The sequence below is a fragment of the Butyrivibrio sp. NC2007 genome, assembly GCF_000421405.1.
Taxonomy (GTDB): Bacteria; Bacillota; Clostridia; order Lachnospirales; family Lachnospiraceae; genus Butyrivibrio.
On record NZ_ATWY01000002.1, the window covers coordinates 1 to 24,812 of the forward strand.

The following is a 24,812-nucleotide window of genomic DNA, read 5'->3' on the forward strand; positions in this document are numbered from 1 at the left end:
AATCAGACAATTTGCACTTTCAATTTGAAGAAAATTTGACTAAATCAGCTGAAATCCATCACCTGAGTCACTCAAGCATCATTAGAAGCTCCAAAAAGAGTGACTAACGTAGGAAATTATTGATGGTTTAGTCAAAAATTTAAAATATTCCAATTTATGCCTTATAGAAGAAAAAATATAGCTATAGGGCATACATTTTGGTGCCAGTGAAGGTTTTCCATACGCAATGTATGCCTTTGATAGATAAAACGAGCTACTTAAGGCATACAAATGCAAATCAAAGATCAATAATATTAGAAAAAATATGCCTTCAGAAAACAAAAACACCTTGTTAAGGCATATTTCTAAATTCCGCCCCGCGCTTTGTCATCGTACATAATCCTGGAATTTATATTCGTTACGAGTTCATAAGAAATTCTATCGTCCGTTTACATACATCTGCCATAGTTTCATCTGATGGTAAATGCTTGCTATCTATCTCTATTGTAGTAATCGGTCCAGCAAAGATTTCTCTGGCCTTTCCGAATACTCTGCCTGCCGGAAAAAAGATATCCTTTTCCGACGCGATAATCAGAAGTGGAGCCTTAAACGATATCATTTCGCTCTTCTTATATTCCCTGGGTGGTCTCATTTCCATCTTGTATGAGGACATCATGATATCGAAGAATTCTCTCCATACCGGATCCCCTTTTCCACCCATAGACTCAATCACTGCATCAAGTGTTTTCACGGAAGGCCTAAAATAGTATTTCATAAACGGAACGACCATTTTGCCCATCATAGGCAGTACCGAGCCATGTGCTATTCCTGACGGAACCAGAAGCAATGCGCTTCTGACATTCTCCGGATACATCTTGGCAAATGAAAGAAACATAGCTGAACTGTAGGAAGATACAACAAAGGATATTCGTTCTTCTTTGTAATGATCCAGCACTTCCTTGATCCACTGCCCATACTCATCCTTCTTGCTGCTTATGTTCCTATACGGATCACTTTTCCCTGGCATCCCGATTACATCCGGTGCAATGATACAGTATTCCTCCAGCAACGGAAGAAACAGTTTCAGATTCAACGTTGTGATCCCGTTTCCGCCATGTATTGTACATATCCTTGGCTTTTCAGGATCACCAACGAGAAGGCAATGGGTTTTGCCGAATGATGTATCAAAATAATCTTCCAAATATGGTACATCAAGAGATGCAAGGGTCTTATCGTAGAACCCATGCATCTTCTTCATGCTGTCTTCATTTTTATACACGAACTTTCCAGTCTTCCCATTGCTCATACTGTCCATTCTGTCCAATCTATGTGATTGTACTTCATTACTTCATCAGCCTTTTTCATTCCGATCTTCTCATAAAAACCTACAGCATCCTCATTGGCAATCAGATATACGGCTATATCCTTTTCACCACCGGCAATTTCATGTGCAGTCTTCATGAGCCTTGTGGCGATGCCTTGCCTCTCATAATTCCTGTCTACACCAAGGTCTGTCACATACAACCAATAGCAGAAATCTGTAAGTCCAAACAAAGCCCCAACAATAAGCCCTTCATCATTACGCGCAATCAGACTGATGGAAACATTCTTAACAAGCTTCCTGATTCGTTCTTCAAAACGCTCTTTTGGATATTGTGACCCCAAATCGGTTCTCTTTAAAAAATCAACATATTCTTCAGCAGTAATGCGTTCTTCCGTAATATGAATCTCATCTTTTTTCATTAAATATCTGTTTCCGTCATCACGAAAAACCTTATAGCCAAGCCTTTCATATAATCGAATTGCTTCAGTATTAGATTTTTCAACATGAAAAAGAATATGTTGTATACCAATTTCTTGTGCATAGGCCTCTGCATCGTGGATCAAAGAACTGCCGATACCTTGACTGCGATATTTCTCTGTGACAGATAAATCATCAAGGTAAACATAATCCATTTCATCCTCCCGATGAACTTCCACAGCTAAATATGCAACAACCTCATTATCTTCAGCTACAAAAAGCACATCCTCTCCATTTGTCCAGTATCTGTCCAAATAGCCGGATTCGTAGCCCTCCACATCTTCTGTATGATAAATTGTCTTTAGCATCTCTATAAACAATTCACGAATTCTCTGTTCATCTTCCGGAATTGCTTTCCTGATCCTATACCCCATTTTCCCTCCTGCGATAGTAAGCTTTACTGGATCACCCCAGCAGCATACGCATTAATACTGTTCCTTCATTGTTCTCAAGTTCCTCAAAACCCATCTTCTTGTAAAGAGCATAACCTATGCTCATAACTTCTGGTTTTGTAGTAAATCTAACCTCTTTGAAATGAAGTTTTCTGCATTTATCGAGCATTGCATTAAGCATATGCCTTGCAAATCCATTCCCTCTATATTCGGGTTTTATATACAATCTCTTCGCCTCGGCACTATCATTATCTATCTTCTTAATGGCAATTGTTGCAACAGGCTCATTATCTTCATAGCCCAGTAATAATGCGCCATCTTTATAAAAGCCTTCCAGATCCGATAGCTCTTTATCAAGTGAAACGAAACATGCTTCCGCTCCTTTTATTTTTGAATATTCAAGGATCAGCTCTTTTGCTGCCTCATAATTATCACATTCTCTTATTTCAATCATCTCTCCACCTTCTATTAAAACCGGATAATTCATTATTTAAAGTTCATGATAATAAGGACAGATATTCTCATAATGTCCATCCTTCATTCGAAAACCTCCCGGTATGGTTCCGAGCTGCAAAAAGCCCAGGCGCTCATACAGGTGCCTTGCATGGATATTACTTTCAACGACTGCATTAAATTGAAGGATACGAAATCCAAGTTCTTTTCCTTTCTTCAGGCAGTCCAAAACCAATTGCTCTCCAATATGTCTGCCACGTGCATCTGACGATACAGCATAGCTTGCATTACAAATATGCCCACATCTGCCAACATTATTCGGATGCAGTATATATAAGCCAACTATCCGGCCATCATCTTCTGTTACACCGGTATAGCTCTGTGAGTCAAAGAACTCTTTTCCTGAGGCAGAATCAAGGAATTCTTCCTGTGGAAATGCTATTCCATCTTCGACAACCTCATTCCAGATGTCTATCATCTGCTGAAGGTCTTTTTCATCATATTTCCGAATTATCATTTAAATGCACCTCGTTAGTATTTGTTCAATTTATCGTTCTATCCTTTTCCCCTTCAGGAAATCCATTCTGACAAAAGCCTTTCCATTAGGAAGCGGAATCCTTGCTTGAAATTTGGCAAATTTGCAAAAATGACTAGAATAGAGTATTTTGCATGCTTTAGTCACTTGAATCAGTCTTTTTTCAACTTCAAACTAATGAAAAAATGACTAAGTCAACCGAAACCTATCACTATAGTCACTTAAGCATCATAAGAATGTTCAAAAAGAGTGACTAAATAGCAGAATCATCGATGGTTTAGTCAAAATATTGTTCACGAACTCAGTAATATGCATTTCTGTATCGTTCATATGATAGAATACCCTTCAGCCTCCAATATACTTAACGCCCTGTCAAAGTTTTCTTCTTTTACCAGAACATAATCGGTGTTGTAAGTTGATACAGCAAAAATGCTAATCTTATGGTCTGCAAGGATCCCGGATATTTTAGCCAGTATACCAACCAGTGAAAAATCCAGTGTTCCCTGAATGCGAAATCCTCTCCATCCATCATCGCGTTCTATCGTATCTGACGGAGTATTTTCCGTAACGCACACCAGCGACAGTTCTTCATCTGTCTTACCGATGAAATAGATCTCTGCATCCATATCTATGTCAGATATATCTTTCACTTTACAAACAGTTAATCTATGCGGAATTTTCTTGAGTTCCATTTTCTTCCCCCATCAGCTTCATTGGTTCTTTAAGCGCCAAATCACTTCCCAACCTCTTTTTTAGCCCTTTCCATGGCCTCTATAACTTTGTCGCAAAAGAGGTCGAATTCAGGATCTTCCTCATATTCATCAGGATGTGCAAGAACATAGTCAAGAGCCATGCGAACGCCTTTGTGGAAAGGAATATTTGTTGTCATCTGAGGTACGAGCCTTTTCAGCTTCGAATTATCAAAGACGACAGAGACTGCCTTATCGCCAAGGAGTCCACCTCTGAAATCATATCCAAAGCCCTCTCCCACATCGCTCAAAAACTCTGAAGACACATGATAGGGTTTAAGCTCTACGCCCAGAGCATCAGCAATTGTCTTGTATATTTGATCCCATGTCAGTATCTCATCTCCGGTGATTTGGAATGCTTCACCGATTGCATGCCTGTTACCCATAAGGCCTGTAAAGCCGATGGCAAAGTCGCTGTTAAATGTGAGCGCCCAAAGAGATGATCCGTCGCCCTGAATAATGACAGGTTTTCCTTCCTGCATACGTCTTATTACCTGGTAGAAGCCTTTGTTGCCATGAACTCCCAGCGGAATGTGTCTCTCATCATAGGTATGGCTGGGCCTTACTATGGTTACAGGAAAACCTTCTTCTCGATATTTCTTTAAAAGAAATTCTTCACAGGCGATCTTGTTTCTCGAATACTCCCAGTATGGATTAGCAAGGGTAGTCCCTTCTGTTATCACATAAGAAGCCGCCGGTTTATTGTATGCCGAAGCTGAACTTATGAAGATATACTGATCTGTCTTTTTGTTGAAAAGTCTGTAATCGCGCTCCACTGCTGCCACATCAAATGCAATAAAGTCGCTCACAACATCAAATGTCATGCCCTCAAGTTTACGGCTTACATCTTCTTCATCATTTATGTCCGCAGTTATCTGCTTAACCGACGCAGGAACTTCGCTCTTCCTGTTTCCCCTGTTTAAAAGATATACCTCCCACTGAGGATCCTGTGCCAGTCTCTTAACTATTCCCATGCTTATTGTGCCTGTTCCGCCGATAAAAAGAGCTCTCATGTTATTCCCTCCGTTTGCTTTAATTAACTATACCCACTAGCATTCCTGCTAAAACACAACCTGAACCAAAAACATGTATAACACTGTTCCGACAACTACGCTTAAGATGGAATTTCTTTTCCACAAATACGACCCAATTACAACAGCCATAGCTATGATCTCAGGAAGTGCATGTGGCGCTGAGGTAAAAGAAATATCCCTAAGGCAATACACAATAAGAAGCCCCATGGCCGTGTACGGTACTGTCCTTCCCAAGTACATGATGTAATCAGGAACCTTCTCTCCTCTCCCGAATATAAGCACAGGAACTATCCTTGTAGCCAGGGTTACAAGTCCCATGATCACGATAATTATCAATGCATGTCTGTAATCAACCATTGTGCACCTCCTCCGGCTCAATCTTCCCCCTTGCCAGTGTCAGTGTTCCAATGATTATGATCATCGCCGGAATCAGGAAAATATCTGTTCCAAATATTATCCTGCAAAGAAGTGTAGCCCCAAGTCCCAGTATTGCCGGAATGTGGTTCTTGGCATCAAGCCACTGCTGAACAAATACTGTTGTGAAAAGAGCTGTCATCGAAAAATCAATTCCCGTCGAATCAAAGTTTAAATATGTTCCCATCACTCCGCCAAGGAAAGAACCAATAACCCATGATGACTGATCAAAAAGTGTAACAAGAAGTCTGTGTCCGCTTCTGTTAACGCCTTCAGGACATGCATCGCTGCTAAGCATCGCATAAGTCTCATCACAGAGCGCATAGTATAAATACCATTTTCTTTTTCCTTCCCTACGGTATCTTCCAATCATAGATATGCTGAAAAAGGCATGTCTTGCAGATACCATAAAAGCTGTTAACGCAGCCATGATAAAAGAGCCTGCGCCAAGCACTGATACGCTTACGAACTGAACGGTTCCACTGAATATGACAATGCCCGACAGCACAGACCACAGAGGTCCGAAGCCGTGCTTTTCCATGAGTATCCCATATCCGCTTCCCAGCACCAGGAAGGTTACCATTATGGGAAAAGAGGTCTTCAGCGCTGCCTTAACTTCCTTCCCCGTTATTCTAAATTCCTCAGTTTCCATGTGATCATTCACTCTCCGATTTCATTCTCTTTTATAAACTGATCAAGAATTTCAGCAGCATCTCCTATGATTTCCGGACATGGACGTTTCTTGTAGTACTCTGCTGTCCTTGCTTCCGGAACAGGTACGTCGTGTCGCACATTAAGCCCCAAAAGTTCTCTGCACACAATCGATCCGTGTTGCTCCTCAAATCTATGAGCAAGCTCCTGTATCCTCGCGTAGTGATCTGCTTTCACCTGTCCTGTCTCCGGTCCATCATAACCGTATAACAATCCTGCCACCATGAACATTCCGCTGACAGATCCGCAAACCTCTCTCAGTCTTCCCATTCCGCCGCCGAAGGATGACGACATTTTCAAAAGACTTTTCTCATCAATATCAAGCAAATCCGCAAAAGCCAAAACAATTGACTGCGAGCAGTTATATCCCTTCATGAAATTAGCCATTGCTGCTTCTCTTCTTGTCATACCAAAATCTCCTGAATAAACCCTGTATTTACTGCTTTCCATAAAAAAACAGCTTACTTCATTATACACAATCTAAATTGACATTGTACCGCCTATTTGGTACAACAAAGCAATAGGGTATATACAGGAGAAAAGTATGAAAAAAAGAAGCGCCAGCTTAAGACGCATACTAATAACCCCGGAACGTTTCATTCCGGTGAGTTTTCTTATAACGATCATCATAGGAACACTTCTTCTCATGCTTCCTATATCAAGTGCTTCAGGAAAAGAGACAGGTGTTTTGACTGCACTGTTTACCGCGACAACATCCGTTTGTGTCACGGGACTTGTAGTTGTTGACACTTACGCGCATTGGAGTTTCTTCGGCCAGCTTGTAATTCTTTTACTTGTTCAGATTGGAGGACTTGGAGTAGTATCTGTAGGCTCCATGCTTCTTCTTGTAAGTAAAAAGAAATTCTCCCTTGGCGACAGGGTTCTTTTGGGCGATGCTCTCAATGTAGATCTGAATCATGGTCTTTTAGGCTTCCTTATCCGAATATTCAAAGGAGTCTTTACCGTAGAAGGTATCGCTGCAGTTCTTTACGCAGTCATGTTCATTCCCAGATACGGCTTTGGAAAAGGTCTCTGGTCCGCAATATTCCAGTCAGTTTCAGCCTTCTGTAACGCAGGTATGGATGTTGTCGGTCCAAACAGCATGATAGAATTCAGGGACTCCTATTTCCTGATGAGTCTCACAATGCTGCTTATCATACTTGGTGGACTTGGCTTCGTTGTATGGTTTGACGTTATCGACGGCATCAAAAAGGGAATCAAAAATCATCTCAGTCCTATTGTGACCTTAAGACATCTGCCCGAGCACACAAAACTGGTGCTGTGGGCGACCATAATCCTTATACTGACAGGAACCGGCGTTGTTCTGGCTGCTGAATACAACAATCCCGAAACCATAGGCAACATGAGCCTGTCTTACAAGATTTTGAACAGTATGTTCCAGTCAGTCACCTTCAGAACCGCAGGATTTGCATCCGTGCCTCAGGAGAGCCTGACAGAAATCTCCTGTTCCATCGGCTACATCCTCATGTTCATAGGTGGCTCACCTGTCGGAACAGCAGGCGGTGTAAAGACCGTTACAGCTTTCCTTGTTCTTATGAACGCCTTCTCTTACATAGGTGGCAAACAAGAAACAGTCGTATTCCACAGAAAAGTCTCAACTGAGCTTATGCGAAAGGCTGCTGCAATCGTAACCGTCAGTTTATCATTTGTAATCCTTATGACGCTGCTGCTTCTTGCCTGCGAAGACATTCCGCTGACTGATGCTCTGTACGAGATCACAAGTGCCCTCGGAACAGTAGGACTTACAAGAGGCTTAACGCCGCACCTTGGCGACTACTCAAGAATAATCGTTATCATTTCAATGTATCTTGGAAGGATCGGTCCTATCTCAATGGCATTTTTCTTTGCCAGAGAGGCAGGGATCAAAAATAGGATCAGTCATTCCGAAGGAATGTTTTACGTAGGTTAGGAGGAATAATCATGGGAAAATCAGTTGCAGTACTTGGACTTGGAAAATACGGAAAAAGCCTTGCAGAAAATCTTTATATGATGGGCGCCGATGTGCTTGCCGTTGATAAAGATAAAGAGCTTATCAATGAATTTGCAGGAAAATGCACTTCCGCAGTGTGTGCAAACCTTGAGAACGAAGACGAGGTGGAAGCCCTGGGCCTTAAGAACATGGATATAGTTGTCTGTGCCACAGGTAACCTTGCTGCTGCCATTATGAGCGTTGCAGTTGCAAAAGAAAAAGGCGTTCCCCTTATAGTTGCAAAAACCTCCTCAGACAGGATGTCATCTATTCTACTTAAGATCGGTGTAGATAAGATTCTTGATCCCGAGGGAGAAGGTGGTATGCGCTCTGCTCGTATCCTGCTTTCAAAGTCCTTTAAGGATTTCCTTGAAATCGACAGCAACATGTATATTGTTGAGATGTATGTAAAAGATGAGTGGGTTGGCAAAAACCTGATTGAACTGGGACTTCGCCAAAAGCACAGGATGAATGTCATTGCTGTTCGCAAAAAGGACCAGAAATGGGGCTTCAGCTCACCCGACGAACCACTTGAAAGAGATATGGTTCTCCTTATCGCCATGGAGAAAAAGGATGTAAATAAGTGGCACTGATCATATCAGTTGCCACTTTTTTCTTACTCTTCATCCCTGATCTTATCAAGTGCATCGCCTATAATCTTATCGTCATGTAAAAAAACAAGCCTTGTTCCCACCCAGGTACCGGCATAGATAATGACATAGATCACGGAAGTTAAGATAAATCCGAAGGTTCCGCGATACCAGTAAAAGAGATATCCAAATCCCATAATAAGCGCATATAGCAAGATGAAATGCGCTATGAGCTTAATATAGTATTTAACCGGTGCCCCATCTTTATCATCACCTGCATCAGACAAAAGAAATACTGTTACCAGGCTGCAAAAGAAGCTCGCAAGCACGATAGATCCCGGAATGTACCATGGAAATCCCGTATCTGTACCTCTGAAGGCCAAAAGCCCCAGAACACTTATATAACACAGGACCATGAAGCTGACCATCATTGTCTGTTCAAAAATAAGCTTTAGTTTATTCATACTTATAACCCCAATTTCTTCTTAAGTTCTTTTACATAACTCCTTGAGATGACCACCACTTCTCCGTTAAGAAGCTCGGCACGCATCCTGGCGTTGCTCTCCGTCTTAACGCTTCTTATCTTACGGAGATTGCAGATCATTGACTTGGAGCACCGAAAGAACCTGAAGTCAAGATTCTGCTCGATCTCATAGAGTCTGCACCTCATATCAAGGCACGCATCCTTGGTATAAGCAAAACACTTGTCATCAACGCTTTCAAAATAATAGATCTGGGATAATCTGCAAGGAACTTTCTCACCATCCCGGTAGCCTACTAATATCTGTTCCCCGTTTTCCAAAAGTCCTATTGCAGTGTCGATGGAAGATGTGCGCTCGTATGCATTTATTACTGCACCTTCGCTCTCCTCCTGCGAAATCTTATTGAATGTTACCCTCAAAACTTTTCCCCTTTACTTTCTGCCAAAAATAGCAGGATATACCACTCTCAAAACCCCAATAAATATGACTGTACTAATTATCACGTAAATCCAGGTCAGATTCAATGTCCAAATTTCACCACCTACTACAGTGTTATATGAAAAAATATCAATCATAGCTTTCATGAAAGCGCCATTATCAAGTCCGCCGATGCACTCGTCCATGTGACGAAGGATCCCACCTGTGAGGTAGTTTCTGATAAGTACTGTGATTCCTGTTGCAGGAACAAGATTGCATACATTCTGAATTCCCTTGTTAAACTGTGAAAGAGGCATGTAAGCTCCGATCACAAAACCTGATACTGCTGATAAGATTCCCATGAAAGCACCGCAGGTACCCATGCTCTTAAAGAACATCATAACTACCATGAATACAGATGTTGATGATACTGTTCCAAGGAAAACTGCGCCAACAAGCTTAGCAATATCAAGTGCTGTCAGATACATATCTCCGCTCATGCTAAGGATTCCGATTCCAACTGCCAGAACTACCATTGCCTGCATGAAAGCTGAAATAACTGCTGCGCAGAAGTAAGAAAGAATAATCACAAATCTCTTAACAGGTGTTGAAAGCATATCCAGATCAACTCTGTCCTCTCTGTCCCTGACTATGATCTCAAGTGCATTGTAAGGAATGGTTATAAGAGCTGAGCTGATGATACCTGTAAGAAGAAGTCCGTTAACAAACTGCTCCATGTCTTTTGCTGCTACCAGGTTCTCAAGCCCTGTTGCTGCATCCTTAAGGGATGACAGAAGGCTGTTCTTTAAGAAAAGAATGTAAAGAAGAAGTATGATCATTGGTGTGAGCATTGAGAAAAACAGTGTTCCTTTATCTGTAAAGAATACCAGCATATTTCTTTTTGTAAGTCCTAAGAATCCTCTAAGTTTAGCCATTTACGTTCACCATTTCCTTTCCTGTAAGTGTTAAGAATACGTCGTCCATTGTGCCTTTTATAATTTCAAAATCCTTGATAATTCCTTTGTTCTTCCAGATAAATTCTGTAATACCTTCGTTCATGGAGATGTTGTAGTGATCAACTTCATATCTGAACTTTGAGCTTCCTGCATGCTGTATCAGCTTGCTGCTCTCTTCACTCTCATCGGTGTACCATATAAGCTTTTTGCTTGTGTATCTGCTCTTAAGCTCTGCCGGTGTTCCCTCTGCAATTATGTTCCCCTTGTCCATGATCACCACGTTTTCTGCTTCCGCTGTCTCCTCCATGTAATGTGTTGTGAGGAAGATTGTGAGGTTATCATGTTTTCTCAGGTAATTGATGTAGTCCCAGACCATCTTTCTTGACATCGGATCCAGTCCGGTAGTGGGCTCATCCAGGAACAGAATGCTCGGTTTGTGTAAAAGAGCTCTCGCAATATCTATTCGTCTCTTCTGACCACCTGAGAGCTTCTCGTATTTCCTGTTCCAGATATCTCCAAGATTGAACTCTTCCCAAAGACCTTCAAGCCTTTTCATGATCTCTTTCTTGTCGTATCCGTAATATGCTCCTCTGGTCATGAGATTCTGTTTAACTGTAAGCTTTCCGTCCAGTACTGAGTTCTGAAATACGATTCCGATCTCTTTCCTTATATTGTCATCATCCTTTCCAAGTTCATGTCCCATCACGTATGCGTTTCCGCTTGTCTTTGGAAGGATGGTGCTCAGCATATTTATTGTTGTTGACTTTCCAGCTCCGTTCTCTCCAAGGAATGCGAAGAGCTCGCCCTGATTAACTGAGAAGGATATATTATTTACTGCTGTGAAGTCACCATATTTCTTTTGGAGGTTATTTACTTCGATTGCCTTTTTCATTTCGTTCCCCTTTTCTTTATTTGTTGTTTCCTTGCTTCTGAACTGATAATACATGATCTTTCGCACAAAAAAAGCGCAACTGCGGTGAGTTGCACTTTTCATTCGGTGAAATGCAAAAGCTATTCAATTTTTATATCAGCCGTAGTGTTTGGTGGAACGACTATGTCATATTTGTACTTGCCATCTTCCTGAAGGCTCCATGCGCATGACACAGTTCCGTATATGCTGTCATAGCTAAAGGATGCTCGTGTGAAATGTCCTCCGGGCCTTGGTGCAATGACAAAATGATTTTCTCCATCCACCTTAACGCCGCACATCTCAGAGAATATCCATTCGCAGACTGCTCCCTTTGAATAGTGATTAAGAGATGCTATTCCGCCGCCAAGTCCATTGTCAGATGTGGGTCCGTTCCAGTCTTCCCAGATAGTGGTTGCTCCGATCTTCGGCATATAGAGCCATCCCGGTTTTTCTTCATTTTCCAGAAGCTTATATGCGAAGCTTAAATCAATCTGCTGAAGAACATACAGAATAAGGGGCGTTGATAAAAAGCCTGTTCCGACTCTCCAGCCGTATTCATCAAGGGCCTTTATTAGTCTTCTCTTAGCATACCCTTTCTGGGTCTCATTCAAAAGATCAAAGTACAGCGGGCGAACAAGGCGAGCCTGTCTGTTTGTATCAAGAGAGAACTCACTGTTTTCAATCAGCTCCTGATAAGCTCTCTTGCAGCCTTCAGAATACTCCTGATACTCCTTTGCATCCTGCTCTTTTCCAAGAGCCTTTGCAATCTCACTCATAAGCCCTAAAACATAACTTGTGTATGCTGTTGCTTCTTCAGGTTTGGATTTTGAAAAGTCTTTAAAAGACGATTTGTGAACATCGGAAGGCTCTGCCCATTCGCCGTAATGTTGTCCTACATTGTAGAGATATTTACTGTTTTCCTTTGATATCTTGACTTTCTCAGACATAAGAGCTGAGCGCTTACCAAGGCGTCCGATAGCGAATGATGCGTACTTTTTCATGTTGTCATAGTACTTTTCAATAAAAGAAATATCGCCGTATTTCTTCCACAGTCTGTAGGGGATCATGACACCCGCATCAGCCCAGCCTACAGAACCGTCCATGGATTTCATGTAAAAGTCCGTTCCGCCCTCAGGTGCTATCTGTGTAAAAGCGCCGTTCTTACGCTGAAGGTCACAAAGATCTTTTTCATACTTATCAGCAAAAGGTGCATAGTTCACCATATAGCTTGCTGTATTTACAAATATCTGAGCATCTCCGGACCAGCCATGACGCTCTCTTGTAGGGCAGTCTGTAGGAAGATCGGCAGAGTTGTTCTTAAGAGACCAAAGAGTATTCTCAACGAACTTATTAAGAAGTTCATTTGAACTGTCAAAAGAGAATGTGGTCTCAAAATCGGAATAAACAGCAATAGCTGTAATATCCTCCGGACGTATCTCCACATCACCTTCAACAAGGATATATTGGAATCCGAAAATTGCAAATCTGGTCTTGTAATAGTTATCTCCATCTTTACAGAAATACTCAATCTGCTGAAGCGGAGTCACAAAGTCCTTCTTTACACACTGGATATTAGCCTGGGTAAACTCTCCGTTCTCATCGAGCTTTTCTCCAAATCTCATAAAGATTCTCTGGCCAGCTTTTGCGTTCACTTTAAACTCGATATATCCGGCAATATTTTGTCCGAAGTCAAAGACCTTTTTGCCCCCGGGAGTAATGATGAGTTTTGGGTTTGTAAATCTTTCATGCTCAGTAAGAGCAAAGTTGTCTGAAGCGGTTGGAATCACATTATGCTTTGCAGCCTTTGCTTTTTTCCACACCGCTTTCGAAAAGTCTTCTCTTGTGGCATCGAAAATCTCACCGTCTTTGTTGTCGGCAAATCTGATTGGGCCGTCATTTGTCCATTCAAATTTTTCATCAGAGCAGAGTCTCTTTTTGCTTCCATCAGAAAAATAGACCTCAATCTGTACAAGAAGTTTTGTCTCATTGCCATAGAAGTTCTTTAGTCCCCAGGCTCCGACACTTCCTCTGTACCATCCATCAGCCAGCATAAAAAACAGATCATTGATGCCGGTCCTTATCATAGAGGTAATATCAACTGTCTGGTACTGAACTCTTTTTCTGTAATCTGTGTGTCCCGGTGCAAGGCAGAAGTTTCCGATCTTTTTACCATTTAACTGACCTTCATACAGACCACAGGCAGACATATACGCTCTGGCCTTTTTTACCTCTTTTCCGGATTCCACATTAAAGCTCATTCTGAAGCAGTCTACAGGGTATCTCATCTTTCTTTTTACAAAATAATTACCTGTAATCCATGTAGCCTTCCAGTCGCTCTCATCAATAAGCCCAAGCTCAAAAGTAGCTTCTTCGCTTGGCTCTCCCTTATTGCCTTCTTCATCCCAAAGCTCAACGCTCCAGTTTATTCTCTGTCTGCTCTTTAAGTCTTCTCCACCCCAGGGAATAAGATGCATCCTTGAGGAATCTGTCTTCTCTGAGTCCCATACAACATTTCCGTCATCATCTTTTGCTATGATCCTGTATGCTGTCTGCTCTTTGCCACCCTCGCAGACCCAGCTAAGTCTTGGTCTTGTGTAATCTATTCCGATAGGATTGGTTAAGTACTCTGTTTTTAGTCTGATTGCTTTCATAGCTTACCTTCACTCTGCACTATAGAATTCATCGATAGTTCTTATCAGTCTGCTTGCGTTAATTTCAAGCTGTTTTCTTGAAAGTGTGCCATCCTTAAGTGCTGTAAGAACTCTCTCATAGTCTTTCTTTGTTCCCGGCATAAACAGCTCTCCGCCGGCCTTAGCTACTTCATTAGAAAGAGCGTTGCGATAAACAGACTTTTTACTTGTCATAACCTCCATTACCCAGTCTGTCATCACTATTCCCTTAAATCCGAATTCAGCTCTGAGGACATCCTCTATAAGTCCTCTGTGCTCGGAAGTATGTGTGCCATTGAGCAGGTTGTAGCTGGTCATGACTGCCTTGGGCTGAGATTTCCTGACGCAGATATCAAAGCCCCTGAGGTATATCTCTCTCATTGCTCTTTCGCTCACCTGAGAGTTATTGCAGTAGCGATTAGTCTCTGCATTATTGGCAGCGTAGTGTTTTATTGTAGTACCGCATCCCTTGTGCTTTTGCACGCCTCTGGTTATGGCTGCTGCCACTTCACCTGATACAAGCGGATCTTCCGAATAGTATTCAAAGTTTCTTCCGCAAAGGATGCTTCTGTGGATGTTAAGAGCAGGTGCAAGCCAGAGATGTACTCCAAACCTCTCCATCTCCTCTCCGACAATATCTCCAAGTGCCTCTGCCAGTTCTGTATTAAAGCTCTGAGCGATAGCTGTACCGATAGGGATCATGGTTGCCGAATGCTCTTTAATAACGGCATTCTTTGGAACTTTCTTTCCGCCCACGATCAGCTTAGCTATAAAAGCTGTTACCGGCCCCATCATCTCAAGCATGCTCTCAGGCATCATACCGTTATTTCCGGCAGAATACTGATTTCCGCCATCTTCGTAATACTTAAGTGAAATCCTGATCCCCGCAGGGCCATCGGCCATGATAAGAGGCTTTATTCCTTTACTCACAAGTTGTGATGTTGTTTCACCCGCAGCTCCTGCAAGATGTGTCGCAGCATTGCCGATAATACTGAGTCCTTTTGCATTCGGATCAAAGTTTCCAATCTGCATGTAAGAAAGCTCTTCATCCGTCAGGTTCTTTATCCTTGGGTCTACAGGTGCCTCGTTGTCAAAAGAGACTTCTCTTTTCTCAAAGTCATCGGCAGTAAGTGTGATGGCTGTGATACCTTCAGGAATTGATTCCGGCTTAAAATGCTCAGACTTTATGTCTGTAAAGTCAGGCTTTCCAAGACAATTCCTGGTCTTTAGAGTTGTAACCGTTTCTTCCAAAGTAGCAACTGCAGCAATTTTTGTATCCACTGAGCTGTTGCCTACCCTGATCACATATCTGCCCTTCTCAAGAACATAGCTTTCAGATTCCTCATCATAGGAAGCAAAATCAGAAAGCCTGAATGATATCTCAAGCTTACATTCTGATCCGCTATCAAGAAGCGAAGTCTTAGCATAGCCTACTAGCTGCTGATATGGCTGATCAAGCTTATCCTCAGGGACTGAGAGATAAAGCTGCACAACCTCTTTTCCGGCGCAGCTTCCTGTATTCTTGACAAGCACCTCACATGTAAAGGTATCCTTCTTAGCCTTTACGCCCAATACCTTAGTCTCAAATGTTGTATAAGACAGCCCAAATCCAAACGGGAACAGAGATGTCTTTTTAAAGGTATCAAAGTAGCGATAGCCCACATAAATACCCTCTTTGTAGCGATTATCATTCCAGTCGCCAAAGGTTCCCTCCGCCGAATACTCTTTAAATTCCGCCCAGGTTGTTGTGAGCTTACCTGAAGGATTCTGTTTTCCAAGAAGGATATCCGCAAGTATAGCTCCGCAGTCAGTTCCAAGCTGGGATAAAAGGAGGATGTCTTTTACCTCCATTACAGGTGAAAGATCTACTACACCTCCGACATTTAAAACAAGTATGAACCTGTCATACATTTTATTCAGAAGAAGGATGTCACGGATCTCAGACTTTGACAGCTTTACATCGCCTTCTAAAACCTCTCTGTCGCTTCCCTCTCCGGAATTTCTGCTGACAACATATACGGCTGTATCGCATACCTTTGTGATCTCAAGATTGTGGTCAGGCTCCTTCATGGTCTTACCCATGGAATACATGATCGCATTCTCATGCTTTGCCTTTGCCTGCGCCTTAAGTTCCTTAAAGAACTGCTTTTTTGCCTGCTTTCTTACCTCATCATAGGCATCAAGCCAGCTCTTTGAAGCGATAATGAATCCTGCCCGTTCAAGTCCCTGCTCTATTGTGAAAGTCTCTTTTGAATTAACCTCTCCCGAACCTGTACCGCCCTTTATGGTGTAGCGAAGTCCGGCGCCGTAAGCTGCAATCTTACCTGATTTTTCTAAAGGAAACTGTCCGCTCTTTTTAAGAAGAACTGTGCACTCCGCTGCATTACTGAGTACAAATGATAATCTGCCTTCGCCTTTTCTTTCCATAGTTATCTCCTTACTTTCTTGCAGCTATCTCTTTCTGAATTTCGGGAAGTCTTTTTTCCAGATCAAATCGCATAGCAAAAGCAAACAATACGATGAACAGAATAAGAGGAATATAGATGCTGAATGTATATATAGCCTGAATAACAGCAGGTGAAACAGTTGTTGCAAGCCCGTCGTAAGCTGCAAGGCCAAGGCACCATCCAATTATTGAAGCGCCGATACCCGATCCAACCTTATTACCAAAGCTGCATGCGCTCTGGGCTGTAGCAACCATTCTTCTGCCATACTTATATTCATTATAATCAATAGCCATGGCAGACATAACCCCCATGAGGCACATCATTGGAATGTTTGCGAAAGTGCCAAAACATGAAAGAGTGGTGTTATAAATAAAATGAGTAGGGTTAAAGAGTCTTAAAGCTGTGCCGATTGCTCCGATCAGGAATGAAACTCTGAGTGTCTTTGTAACTCCGAGTTTTTTAGACATCGGACCAACAGCTACAAAACCAAGGATAGTAGGTATCATGCCGATTGCGCCCTGAATAGCAACCAGGTTATCGTCACCGTATATCCACTTGCAGTAATATGTTCCTGACGCACCACTTATTCCATAAGAGATATTAGCGCAGAAATTCATGATCAGGATCATTACCCAGTACTTGTTTCCAAAAAGAGATTTGAGCGCTTCTCCAAAAGGTACCGGAATCTCATCATCATGTATATCTTCAGCCTGTACTCCCTCGCCGACTGCTGTTTCTTTTGCCTTCAGGTAACAAATGATAAGAGCAAGTGCAATAAACAGTCCGAAGACAGCGCCCATCTTGATCCATGCACTCTGATTACCGCCAAGAGCATTGGTGATAGGAATTACAGCTACTGCAATTATCATGCCCGATACATATCCGGAAGCTGCTCTCCATATTCCCATGGTTCCTCGCTCTTCCTGGCTGTTGGTTCTGACAACCAGTATAGATGAATACGGTATGCATATGGCTGTATAAATAACTGCTGAGAGCAAAACATTTGTTATAAGCAGGTATCCAATCTGCATTGTCTCTCCCCAGCCTTTTGGAACCGTAAAGAGAGAAATGATAACAAGAGCAGCAGGTATTGCCATCCTCAGTATCCATGGTCTGTACTTCTCTTTTCCGGGGGCTGTATGATCAACAATGTTCCCCATAAAAATATCTGTAAATGCATCGATCACCTTACAAATAAGAAGCATTGTTGCTATTGCACCGGCAGCAATTCCCACCTTATCTGTGTAAAAGTATGTGAGCTGACCAACAAGTCCGGAAATAATGTTCAGCGAAAACTGTCCCAAACTATCAGCAAAATAGTCACCGGTACGCATAACTTTCTGTACACCATATTTGTCCAACCCTAATGGTTTCTTTGACATAATTTTTTCCTCCGTTTTACATAAATAGCTCTTATGTTGACATTATAAGATTGGAGATAATAGAATTATTGTAGATATGTGAATATTATTGTAACTATGTTGCAAATTTGATTGTGCGGTAAATATATGAAAAACAATATCAAATACGTTATAAACACATTGCAGATAATCTATAACTCCACATTTATGCCGATCCACTTATTTGAGAACGGTAAGTGCATCAGCTCAATGCCGGTTTCCGAACTTCCTGAGGATTTTATAATCACATACAGAAACAGTCTCGTTCTGGGCAAAAAATCTTTACATTATTTTTCTACAAAAGAATTCTTACTTGTGGGAATTATAAAAAGTGATACAAATGATCTGGATATCGTTATGGGTCCTGTATCCACTACAGCTTTGTCTGAAGCAGACATTGACTCGCTGATAGCAAGCTACTCTCTGCCGGTTGATTACAAAGAACAGATTCGGGATTTTTACGACAGGACTCCTCGTTTTACCATGTCGCAGTTTCTGAATATAATGACTCTTATCAATAAAGAATTAAATGGAAATATAATCGATGTTTTCGAGTATTTTGGTTTTACCGATAAGGCAAAAAAACAGAGCGTCGGAAAACATCATTCCCACGCTCTCATAGAAAACAAAGAACAGTCGCAGTTCCACGACACCTATTTTTTTGAGCAGCAATACTATGGCTACATAGAAAGAGGAGACCTTGACGGTCTTCAGCATTTCATTCAGCAAGTACCCTCTTTTACAGAAGGACGTACCTCAAACGATTCACTGCGTCAGGCAAAAAACATTTTCATTTCGACCACTGCAATAATAACCCGTCGGGCAATAGCCGGCGGTCTTGATATCGAAACAGCTTATCAGCTTTCCGATTCCTATATCCAGGAGGCTGAAAAAATGTCCGATCAGGCTTCAATCCTGGCTCTAAACGCAACTGCTGCAATTGACTTTACAAGCCGCGTGGCAGAAGCCAGGATACCAAAAGGCATGCCCGAGGACATCTATCTCGCAATCCAGTTTATTGCAAACCACGTTAATCAAAACATTTCAGTTGAAGATATTGCTAAGCATTTAAACATGGACAGAACCACCCTGTCCAAAAAGTTTAAAAGAGCACTTGGCTTTAATATCAGCTCTTACATCATGCGACGTAAACTGGAAGAAGCAAAGAGTCTTCTCACCTACACTGACAAGACCATCAGCGAGATCAGTGAGTATCTATGCTTCTCTACACAGAGTTACTTTCAGAACGTTTTTAAAGCCAAATACGGCATGACGCCAAAGGAATACAGGAAGAATCAGAAGAAATAATTCCGCTCATAACAGCTTATCTTCTCGCGCTTGCTGCCATACGGTGATAGGTATGACGTATGCCACGTATACTGATGCTGTAGGCCATGATGTTCTTAGGCGCAGCAATACCGGGATGACCGCTGTCTCCAATGTGGTGAATATCGGTTCCTGTCTGTTTGCACATAAGAGCAATCTGTTTGATGGTCTCCTCGTCAGTGCCCTCCTGGCTGGTTCCGATGGCAGTCATGGAGAGTCTACCCTTTTTGTGGATGTAGCTTACTCTCTCCCTTGCCCATTCCACAGTGATTCCCGGAACAGTTCCGGGCGCAGGAAGAAGAATTATATCCGCACCTGCCTCAGCAAAGGCATCGATGTCTTCCATAGTCAGGATTGCATCGGCACCCTCTGTGATGATGCCTGCAGCATGCATCTTGCCGGAGGCGATGATAATATCATCTCCGACAGCTTCTTTTATCTCTCTGATGGCATTAAGAATTCCCTCGTTGGTTACACCGATACCCGGGTTACCGGTTATGAGGATCATGTTGACTCCCATGTCTCTTGCACGAACAGCATTCTCCGCATTTGCTATGCGCCCTTTTGTAAGAGCCCAGGGGTTGTCAGAGCCTTCAATGATCTTGCCCGGCTCCAGATTGATAGCAAGCGGAAGTCCGGTCAGCTCTTTTATCAGGCGCGCCGTATCCTGGGGCTCATGCTCAGGAATCCCCTTAACATCAGGGTTCCAGACATCAAAGATATTGCAGAGAATAAAGTCTGAACCAAAAGCTGCACAGAGCTCGGCATTGGATACGTCCTCGCACTGAGGTGTAAACATGCCGATACACTCGGTCATAAGAGTCCTTCCCTCACTCTCAGCTATAGCGCTAAGGAGATCTTTTTTACCCATCTTCTCAAAATCACTTGCAAAGCTGTTTAAGATTCTTTTACCCATAATCCATACCCTCACGAATCGCTTATCTGGTCAGATCTTTGACCCATTTATATTTCCTTAGTCTTATCATAACCCACGGAATCTTGCCCACTTCATCAAGGCAGGTGCAGGCGTAAACGGCAAGTGGTGACCAGTGGAATACAAATGCTCCGCACAGCGCCAGAGGAATAGCTATCATCCACATGCTCACTATAAGACTGTAGAGGTCAAATATTGTATCTCCTCCGCCATCAAGAACTCCGTTGATAGTAACTGTGTTGACACATCTTCCGATCATGTAAAAAGACATGATGACCATCATCCAGACAAGATATCCACGGGCTTTGTCAGTAAGAATAACCCCATTAACAACAAGAGGCGTTACGGCCAGGACTATTCCCATGGAAATAAAGCCTATAACAAAAGAAATCTTCGTGAGCCTGATTCCGTATTTTTTGCCCTGTTCAAGGCGACCGGCGCCAAGCTCGTTACCTACAATGATCCCCGCTGCGCTTCCTATACCGTTGCACATGCAGCACACAAGGTCTCTTACTACTGCAGCCACAGAATTGGCAGCTGCTGCGTCAACTCCCATGTGTCCCATGATTGCCGTATATGATGTAAAGCCTACTCCCCAGCACAGGCCACCACCCATAAGAGGCAGACACTGCCTGAAGAAGTCCTTCACAAGCCCACTCGATATACTGAACATACGGCCAAGTGCCGGCCTTATATAGGTATTCTTCGTAGATACTAAAAGACATATAGCCAGCTCTATCACTCTGGCTATTGTGGTCGCAAGCGCTGCTCCCTTGGCTTCCATTGCAGGAATGCCAAAGAGTCCAAAGATGAGAATTGCATTAAATATGATGTTAATTACAACCGCTGCTGAACTGATAAGTGCTCCGGCCTTTACATTCTCGGTGACCTTCATGATAGTAAGATAACACTGGGAAACTCCGGTTATAAGGTACGACCAGCCGGCTATCCTAAGATATGAACTACCGATGGCAATAAGTTCCTTATCTCCTGCAAATATTGACATCAGCATCCCGGGACAAAACTCGCAAAAGGCAAAGAACAGAACTGATACCATTCCGCAGAACATCAGCATCAGGTCAAATATATCTTCCAGTGTCCTCTTATTGCCCTTGCCCCAGTACTGCGCTCCCAGAATTGCTCCTGCTGCCGTTGCTGCTGAGAGGAACATATTCTGGACAAACTGGATCTGCGTCGCAAGAGAAACTGCCGTCATCTGCGCCTGGGCAACTCGTCCAAGCATAAGGGCATCACAAGCTGCCACCAGCGCCAGCATCAGACTCTGAAGGGCAATTGGCAACGATATTCTTATTAGATTTCTGTAAAATGATCTATTGTCATTCATACTAGCTTTATTCCCATCATAGAGCATATCCGATGAGAAGGCGAAGCACGTTCTCAGCACCGTCCCTGTGGCTTCTCTCATAGCCGTGAGAAGCATAAACACCTGCTCCGATAAGGCCGTGCTTAAGATCAACTCCGGATCTTAAGGTTGCCTCAACGTCACTTCCGTAGTGAGGGTAGATGTCAACCGCATAGTCGGCACCGCTCTCTTTGGCAGCTGTCACAAGACCTTTTACGATGTCGTAGCTGTAAGGGCCACCACTGTCCTTAGCGCAGATTGATACCTGCTTCTCAGTACATGTAAGTCCATCCCCTACACATCCCATATCTACTGAGATTGCCTCAGTGCAGCCTTCCGGAACGCTTCCGCTTCCGCCATGTCCAACCTCTTCAAATACTGTGATATGAGCATAAAGAGCTCTCTTTGGAGTGACCTTTTTATCCTTGATATATTTGGCAAGTCCAAGAAGAATTCCTACGCTGAGCTTGTCATCCAGGAATCTTGATTTGATATATCCTGACTTAGTTACTCTCACATTTGGCTCAAAGCATACGATATCGCCAACGGAGATTCCAAGCTTCTCCGTATCCTCTTTCTTCTTCACATCTTCATCAAGAACAACCTCACAGTTCTCCCAGGTTCTCTTGGTATCATCATACTCGCCGTTTACATGAATCGAGGCGTTATTTAGCTGGAATGTGCCCTCGTAGATTCCGTCAAACTTGGTAACAACCCTGACATTCTCTGTCTCTGCATTGTTGGGGTTCATTCCGCCAAGATTGGTAAGCTGAAGCCTTCCGTTATCTTTGATGGTAGCAACCATTCCGCCAAGGGTATCTGTATGAGCTTCAAGGAGAAGTCCGTTCTTTTTATCCTTCCCTGTAAGGTCAACTATAATGCCTCCCTTATTTGTGGTCTTTGTCTTAAATCCAAGGCTCTCGAATTCCTTTTTTACCCAGGCTGCAGCTTCCTTAGTGTACCCTGTAGGTGAGTCGATATTTAACAGCTCTGTTGTCTTGTCAACAATAAAATCCGTATATTTGTTAAGCACTATCTTTTTCATTTCAATTCTCCGTTTCATTTATACTTTGATCAAATGTTTGATCATACGTCACGTAAGTACATTCTACACCAGTTTGGTGCTAATATAGAATAAGAATATTTCATTTAGGAGGGTCATATGGGAAGAAATCACGAAGTCGTTACAAGTCATCCGCTTTTGGACTCTCAGGGCGAACTTACAGAGCCCGGCTGGTCCAGATCTCTTTTGCAAAAATATGACAGATCGGCTATAAAAGCCCCTAAGTGGCGCATCAAAGAATGGGACTACTATCTGGTCCTCTCCGATAAATTCGCCGGAGCATTCACTATCTCCGATGACGGATACATCGGTCTTCAGTCCGTGTCTCTCCTTACATTTGGAGATAAGCCCAAGGAGCACACCGAGACCATCCTAAATACTTTCCCCATGGGAAAGCTTTCTCTTCCGTCGTCCTCGGAAAGCGGCATTACGGAATATAAAGATGACCGCCTGCAGATGAAGTTTGAAGCACTTGACGGCAAAAGGCATATCACTTGCCACTTCGATAACTTCTATAAGGGAAACGCCTTTGAGTGCAATATATATCTCGAGCAGCCAAAGATGGATTCAATGGTAATCGCAACACCCTGGGATAAAAAACACTGTTTAACTACAATCAGAAGATCAATTGCATGAGAGCCTCGGGCTATATGAGCTATGGCGGCCATAGATATACCTTCAACCCGGCCACGGATTTTGGAACTCTGGACTGGGGCCGTGGCGTCTGGACCTATGACAACACCTGGAACTGGGGTTCAGGTAACTGCGATGTAAACGGAAAAGCTTTTGGTTTTAATATAGGTTATGGTTTCGGCAACACAAAAGCCGCCACAGAAAACATCATTTTCTATGACGGCGTTGCTCATAAACTGGATGATATCACTTTCCATATCCCGGAAAGCTCATATATGGATCCCTGGAAGTTCACATCTTCCGACGGTCGTTTTGAGATGGATTTCGTTCCCGTCCTGGACAGGGCTGCATGTCTTGACTATAAGGTAATAGTCTCAGACCAGCATCAGGTATTCGGAAGACTGACCGGTACAGCAATCCTTGATAACGGCGAAAAAATCCATGTAAAAGACATGATGTGCTTCGCAGAGAAAGTCCACAACAGATATTAATACTCTCATGCCTTAACAGCCCATCTGAGCTTGGTGGATTTACTCCTGGGGTTTATCCTCTGCTCTTCGGCTGAAGGTCTTGTGACGTCCTCTGAGATCTCGCTGTATATTCCTTCTTTGTAAAGTGCCTTAAAAGACTTCTTGACCAGCCTGTCCTCTCCCGAGTGGAATGTCAGGATGGCTACTCTTGCGCCGGGATTTAGAATACCCGGAAGCTTTTCAAGGAATGAATAGAGCACCTCAAATTCGCTGTTTACATCTATTCTGAGGGCCTGGAAAACTCTCGCACAGCTCTTTTTGACAGCGTCCTTTTTCTCCTCCTTAGGGACCTTCCAAAGGGCAGATTCTATAGCTCCTCTCAGGGCTGTTGTCGTATCCATGGCATCGCCCTTTTTCATTAGTGAAAAGACCTTGTCGGCAATCTCTTCAGCATAGGGCTCGTCAGAGTTTTCTATAAGCATACCAACAAACTCATCCCTGGTGATATTGTGAAGTCTCTCTGCAGCAGACTCTCCGTGCTCAGGATCAAGCCGAAGATCAAGAGGGCCATCAATCTTATATGAAAAGCCCCTCTTGGGATCATCTATCTGCATAGAAGAAACGCCAAGGTCAGCCAGAACAAAGTCAAATTTGCCGGTCTCTTCGCAAACTTTATCTATATTGGCGAAATTGATGAGCCTGAACTTAAATATGTCCTCATCAAAGCCTGCATCCCTAAGTCTCTCCACAGTCTTTTTAGACTCTATCGGATCCACGTCAAGGCCATATACACAACCGCTTCCCTTAAGTTCTTCAAGCATCTTCCTGGTATGTCCGCCATAACCAAGAGTACAGTCAAGCCCCTGCTCACCGGGCTCAATCTTAAGAACCTCCAGGATCTCTTTTACCATAATGGAAATGTGCATTCCTGCAGGAGTTGAGCCCTTGGAAATAACATGTGCCACTGTATCGGCATACTTCTCAGGGTTCTGCTCTTTATACTTTTCTTCAAATTTTTTCGGGTACTTCCCCGAGTAATGAACTCTTCTTTTATGCTTTTCTTCCATTGTCCCATTCATCCAAAAAGCCCCCTT

23 protein-coding genes and 1 pseudogene are annotated in these 24,812 nt (G+C 42.9%); 4 read left to right on the forward strand and 20 right to left on the reverse strand.

The features are described 5' to 3' along the window. Window positions 1-397: 397 nt before the first annotated feature. The 9 genes from G632_RS0101765 to G632_RS0101805 form a co-directional block, all read right to left on the reverse strand. The gene (locus G632_RS0101765) at window positions 398-1,285 is read right to left on the reverse strand and encodes an alpha/beta fold hydrolase (RefSeq protein ID WP_022767315.1); all 888 of its coding nucleotides are present in this window, start codon (window positions 1,283-1,285) and stop codon (window positions 398-400) included. Then, complete coding sequence (locus tag G632_RS21630) at window positions 1,282-2,154, reverse strand: GNAT family N-acetyltransferase (protein WP_022767316.1); 873 nt, start codon at window positions 2,152-2,154, stop codon at window positions 1,282-1,284. The genes G632_RS0101765 and G632_RS21630 overlap by 4 nt, the downstream gene beginning before the upstream one ends. Before the next feature lie 31 nt (window positions 2,155-2,185). Then, window positions 2,186-2,626, reverse strand: a complete 441-nt coding sequence (locus tag G632_RS0101775) for a GNAT family N-acetyltransferase (RefSeq protein WP_022767317.1) — start codon at window positions 2,624-2,626, stop codon at window positions 2,186-2,188. Between the two features lie 36 nt (window positions 2,627-2,662). Next, window positions 2,663-3,142 carry a GNAT family N-acetyltransferase gene (locus tag G632_RS0101780; RefSeq protein WP_022767318.1) on the reverse strand — a complete coding sequence of 160 codons (480 nt, stop codon included), beginning with the start codon at window positions 3,140-3,142 and terminating at the stop codon, window positions 2,663-2,665. 344 nt (window positions 3,143-3,486) lie between these two features. Then, complete coding sequence (locus G632_RS0101785) at window positions 3,487-3,852, reverse strand: ACT domain-containing protein (RefSeq protein ID WP_022767319.1); 366 nt, start codon at window positions 3,850-3,852, stop codon at window positions 3,487-3,489. A gap of 41 nt (window positions 3,853-3,893) precedes the next feature. Beyond that, window positions 3,894-4,922, reverse strand: coding sequence for an NAD-dependent epimerase/dehydratase family protein (locus G632_RS0101790; RefSeq protein WP_022767320.1), 1,029 nt, complete (start codon window positions 4,920-4,922; stop codon window positions 3,894-3,896). Between the two features lie 48 nt (window positions 4,923-4,970). Continuing rightward, a complete protein-coding gene (locus G632_RS0101795) occupies window positions 4,971-5,300 on the reverse strand; it encodes a branched-chain amino acid transporter permease (RefSeq protein WP_022767321.1) in 330 nt (109 codons plus the stop codon). Continuing rightward, window positions 5,293-6,009: an AzlC family ABC transporter permease gene (locus G632_RS0101800; protein ID WP_022767322.1), complete on the reverse strand. Its 717-nt coding sequence runs from the start codon at window positions 6,007-6,009 to the stop codon at window positions 5,293-5,295. Before G632_RS0101800 ends, G632_RS0101795 begins: the two co-directional genes overlap by 8 nt. Before the next feature lie 8 nt (window positions 6,010-6,017). Next, window positions 6,018-6,476, reverse strand: a complete 459-nt coding sequence (locus G632_RS0101805; protein WP_022767323.1) for a C-GCAxxG-C-C family protein — start codon at window positions 6,474-6,476, stop codon at window positions 6,018-6,020. Between the two features lie 136 nt (window positions 6,477-6,612). Here G632_RS0101805 and G632_RS0101810 point away from each other — a divergent pair, with 136 nt between their 5' ends. Both G632_RS0101810 and G632_RS0101815 read left to right on the forward strand, forming a co-directional pair. After that, a complete protein-coding gene (locus G632_RS0101810; RefSeq protein ID WP_022767324.1) occupies window positions 6,613-7,998 on the forward strand; it encodes a TrkH family potassium uptake protein in 1,386 nt (461 codons plus the stop codon). An 11-nt stretch (window positions 7,999-8,009) separates the two neighbouring features. Then, window positions 8,010-8,651: a potassium channel family protein gene (locus G632_RS0101815; protein ID WP_022767325.1), complete on the forward strand. Its 642-nt coding sequence runs from the start codon at window positions 8,010-8,012 to the stop codon at window positions 8,649-8,651. A 23-nt stretch (window positions 8,652-8,674) separates the two neighbouring features. Here G632_RS0101815 and G632_RS0101820 read toward each other — a convergent pair whose 3' ends face one another. The 7 genes from G632_RS0101820 to G632_RS0101850 form a co-directional block, all read right to left on the reverse strand. Then, window positions 8,675-9,112 carry a hypothetical protein gene (locus G632_RS0101820; protein WP_022767326.1) on the reverse strand — a complete coding sequence of 146 codons (438 nt, stop codon included), beginning with the start codon at window positions 9,110-9,112 and terminating at the stop codon, window positions 8,675-8,677. Between the two features lie 2 nt (window positions 9,113-9,114). Then, on the reverse strand, window positions 9,115-9,549 hold the full coding sequence (locus G632_RS0101825) for a LytTR family DNA-binding domain-containing protein (protein ID WP_022767327.1): 435 nt from the start codon (window positions 9,547-9,549) through the stop codon (window positions 9,115-9,117). Window positions 9,550-9,561: 12 nt separating this feature from the next. Continuing rightward, a complete protein-coding gene (locus G632_RS0101830; RefSeq protein ID WP_022767328.1) occupies window positions 9,562-10,482 on the reverse strand; it encodes an ABC transporter permease in 921 nt (306 codons plus the stop codon). Then, on the reverse strand, window positions 10,475-11,395 hold the full coding sequence (locus tag G632_RS0101835; protein ID WP_026512323.1) for an ABC transporter ATP-binding protein: 921 nt from the start codon (window positions 11,393-11,395) through the stop codon (window positions 10,475-10,477). The genes G632_RS0101830 and G632_RS0101835 overlap by 8 nt, the downstream gene beginning before the upstream one ends. Window positions 11,396-11,514: 119 nt before the next feature. After that, a complete protein-coding gene (locus G632_RS18535; protein WP_022767330.1) occupies window positions 11,515-14,064 on the reverse strand; it encodes an alpha-L-rhamnosidase in 2,550 nt (849 codons plus the stop codon). A gap of 9 nt (window positions 14,065-14,073) precedes the next feature. Next, window positions 14,074-16,509, reverse strand: a complete 2,436-nt coding sequence (locus tag G632_RS0101845; protein WP_022767331.1) for a glycoside hydrolase family 3 protein — start codon at window positions 16,507-16,509, stop codon at window positions 14,074-14,076. A 10-nt stretch (window positions 16,510-16,519) separates the two neighbouring features. After that, complete coding sequence (locus tag G632_RS0101850; protein ID WP_022767332.1) at window positions 16,520-17,911, reverse strand: MFS transporter; 1,392 nt, start codon at window positions 17,909-17,911, stop codon at window positions 16,520-16,522. Between the two features lie 126 nt (window positions 17,912-18,037). Between G632_RS0101850 and G632_RS0101855 the strand changes: the two genes are divergently transcribed. Then, complete coding sequence (locus G632_RS0101855) at window positions 18,038-19,237, forward strand: helix-turn-helix domain-containing protein (RefSeq protein WP_022767333.1); 1,200 nt, start codon at window positions 18,038-18,040, stop codon at window positions 19,235-19,237. A gap of 16 nt (window positions 19,238-19,253) precedes the next feature. On the opposite strand, the gene G632_RS0101860 is transcribed toward G632_RS0101855, so the two are convergent. From G632_RS0101860 to G632_RS0101870, 3 genes are read right to left on the reverse strand one after another with little or no spacing between them, the layout of a single operon-like run. Beyond that, on the reverse strand, window positions 19,254-20,171 hold the full coding sequence (locus G632_RS0101860) for a DUF7916 family protein (RefSeq protein WP_022767334.1): 918 nt from the start codon (window positions 20,169-20,171) through the stop codon (window positions 19,254-19,256). A gap of 22 nt (window positions 20,172-20,193) precedes the next feature. Then, entirely contained in the window at window positions 20,194-21,534 is a 1,341-nt protein-coding gene (locus G632_RS0101865) for an MATE family efflux transporter (protein ID WP_022767335.1), read from the reverse strand. 16 nt (window positions 21,535-21,550) lie between these two features. Continuing rightward, window positions 21,551-22,597 (reverse strand): M42 family metallopeptidase, encoded by a 1,047-nt coding sequence (locus G632_RS0101870; RefSeq protein WP_022767336.1) that lies wholly within the window; start codon window positions 22,595-22,597, stop codon window positions 21,551-21,553. Window positions 22,598-22,714: 117 nt separating this feature from the next. Between G632_RS0101870 and G632_RS22635 the strand changes: the two are divergent. After that, a pseudogene (locus G632_RS22635) lies at window positions 22,715-23,739 on the forward strand (DUF2804 domain-containing protein). Between the two features lie 5 nt (window positions 23,740-23,744). On the opposite strand, the gene rsmH reads toward G632_RS22635, so the two are convergent. Further along, the gene (rsmH, locus tag G632_RS0101880; RefSeq protein ID WP_022767337.1) at window positions 23,745-24,797 is read right to left on the reverse strand and encodes a 16S rRNA (cytosine(1402)-N(4))-methyltransferase RsmH; all 1,053 of its coding nucleotides are present in this window, start codon (window positions 24,795-24,797) and stop codon (window positions 23,745-23,747) included. Window positions 24,798-24,812 lie beyond the last annotated feature (15 nt).

Coding starts and splice junctions, on each gene's coding strand:
- G632_RS0101790 (WP_022767320.1), bottom strand. CDS start 4,922: ATGAGAGCTCTTTTTATCGGCGGAACAGGCACAATAAGCATGGGAATA.
- G632_RS0101835 (WP_026512323.1), bottom strand. CDS start 11,395: ATGAAAAAGGCAATCGAAGTAAATAACCTCCAAAAGAAATATGGTGAC.
- G632_RS0101785 (WP_022767319.1), bottom strand. CDS start 3,852: ATGGAACTCAAGAAAATTCCGCATAGATTAACTGTTTGTAAAGTGAAA.
- G632_RS0101775 (WP_022767317.1), bottom strand. CDS start 2,626: ATGATTGAAATAAGAGAATGTGATAATTATGAGGCAGCAAAAGAGCTG.
- G632_RS0101795 (WP_022767321.1), bottom strand. CDS start 5,300: ATGGTTGATTACAGACATGCATTGATAATTATCGTGATCATGGGACTT.
- G632_RS0101810 (WP_022767324.1), top strand. CDS start 6,613: ATGAAAAAAAGAAGCGCCAGCTTAAGACGCATACTAATAACCCCGGAA.
- G632_RS0101815 (WP_022767325.1), top strand. CDS start 8,010: ATGGGAAAATCAGTTGCAGTACTTGGACTTGGAAAATACGGAAAAAGC.
- G632_RS0101870 (WP_022767336.1), bottom strand. CDS start 22,597: ATGAAAAAGATAGTGCTTAACAAATATACGGATTTTATTGTTGACAAG.
- G632_RS0101820 (WP_022767326.1), bottom strand. CDS start 9,112: ATGAATAAACTAAAGCTTATTTTTGAACAGACAATGATGGTCAGCTTC.
- G632_RS0101850 (WP_022767332.1), bottom strand. CDS start 17,911: ATGTCAAAGAAACCATTAGGGTTGGACAAATATGGTGTACAGAAAGTT.
- G632_RS0101845 (WP_022767331.1), bottom strand. CDS start 16,509: ATGGAAAGAAAAGGCGAAGGCAGATTATCATTTGTACTCAGTAATGCA.
- G632_RS0101765 (WP_022767315.1), bottom strand. CDS start 1,285: ATGAGCAATGGGAAGACTGGAAAGTTCGTGTATAAAAATGAAGACAGC.
- G632_RS0101800 (WP_022767322.1), bottom strand. CDS start 6,009: ATGGAAACTGAGGAATTTAGAATAACGGGGAAGGAAGTTAAGGCAGCG.
- G632_RS21630 (WP_022767316.1), bottom strand. CDS start 2,154: ATGGGGTATAGGATCAGGAAAGCAATTCCGGAAGATGAACAGAGAATT.
- G632_RS0101780 (WP_022767318.1), bottom strand. CDS start 3,142: ATGATAATTCGGAAATATGATGAAAAAGACCTTCAGCAGATGATAGAC.
- rsmH (WP_022767337.1), bottom strand. CDS start 24,797: ATGAATGGGACAATGGAAGAAAAGCATAAAAGAAGAGTTCATTACTCG.
- G632_RS18535 (WP_022767330.1), bottom strand. CDS start 14,064: ATGAAAGCAATCAGACTAAAAACAGAGTACTTAACCAATCCTATCGGA.
- G632_RS0101830 (WP_022767328.1), bottom strand. CDS start 10,482: ATGGCTAAACTTAGAGGATTCTTAGGACTTACAAAAAGAAATATGCTG.
- G632_RS0101855 (WP_022767333.1), top strand. CDS start 18,038: ATGAAAAACAATATCAAATACGTTATAAACACATTGCAGATAATCTAT.
- G632_RS0101860 (WP_022767334.1), bottom strand. CDS start 20,171: ATGGGTAAAAGAATCTTAAACAGCTTTGCAAGTGATTTTGAGAAGATG.
- G632_RS0101805 (WP_022767323.1), bottom strand. CDS start 6,476: ATGACAAGAAGAGAAGCAGCAATGGCTAATTTCATGAAGGGATATAAC.
- G632_RS0101865 (WP_022767335.1), bottom strand. CDS start 21,534: ATGAATGACAATAGATCATTTTACAGAAATCTAATAAGAATATCGTTG.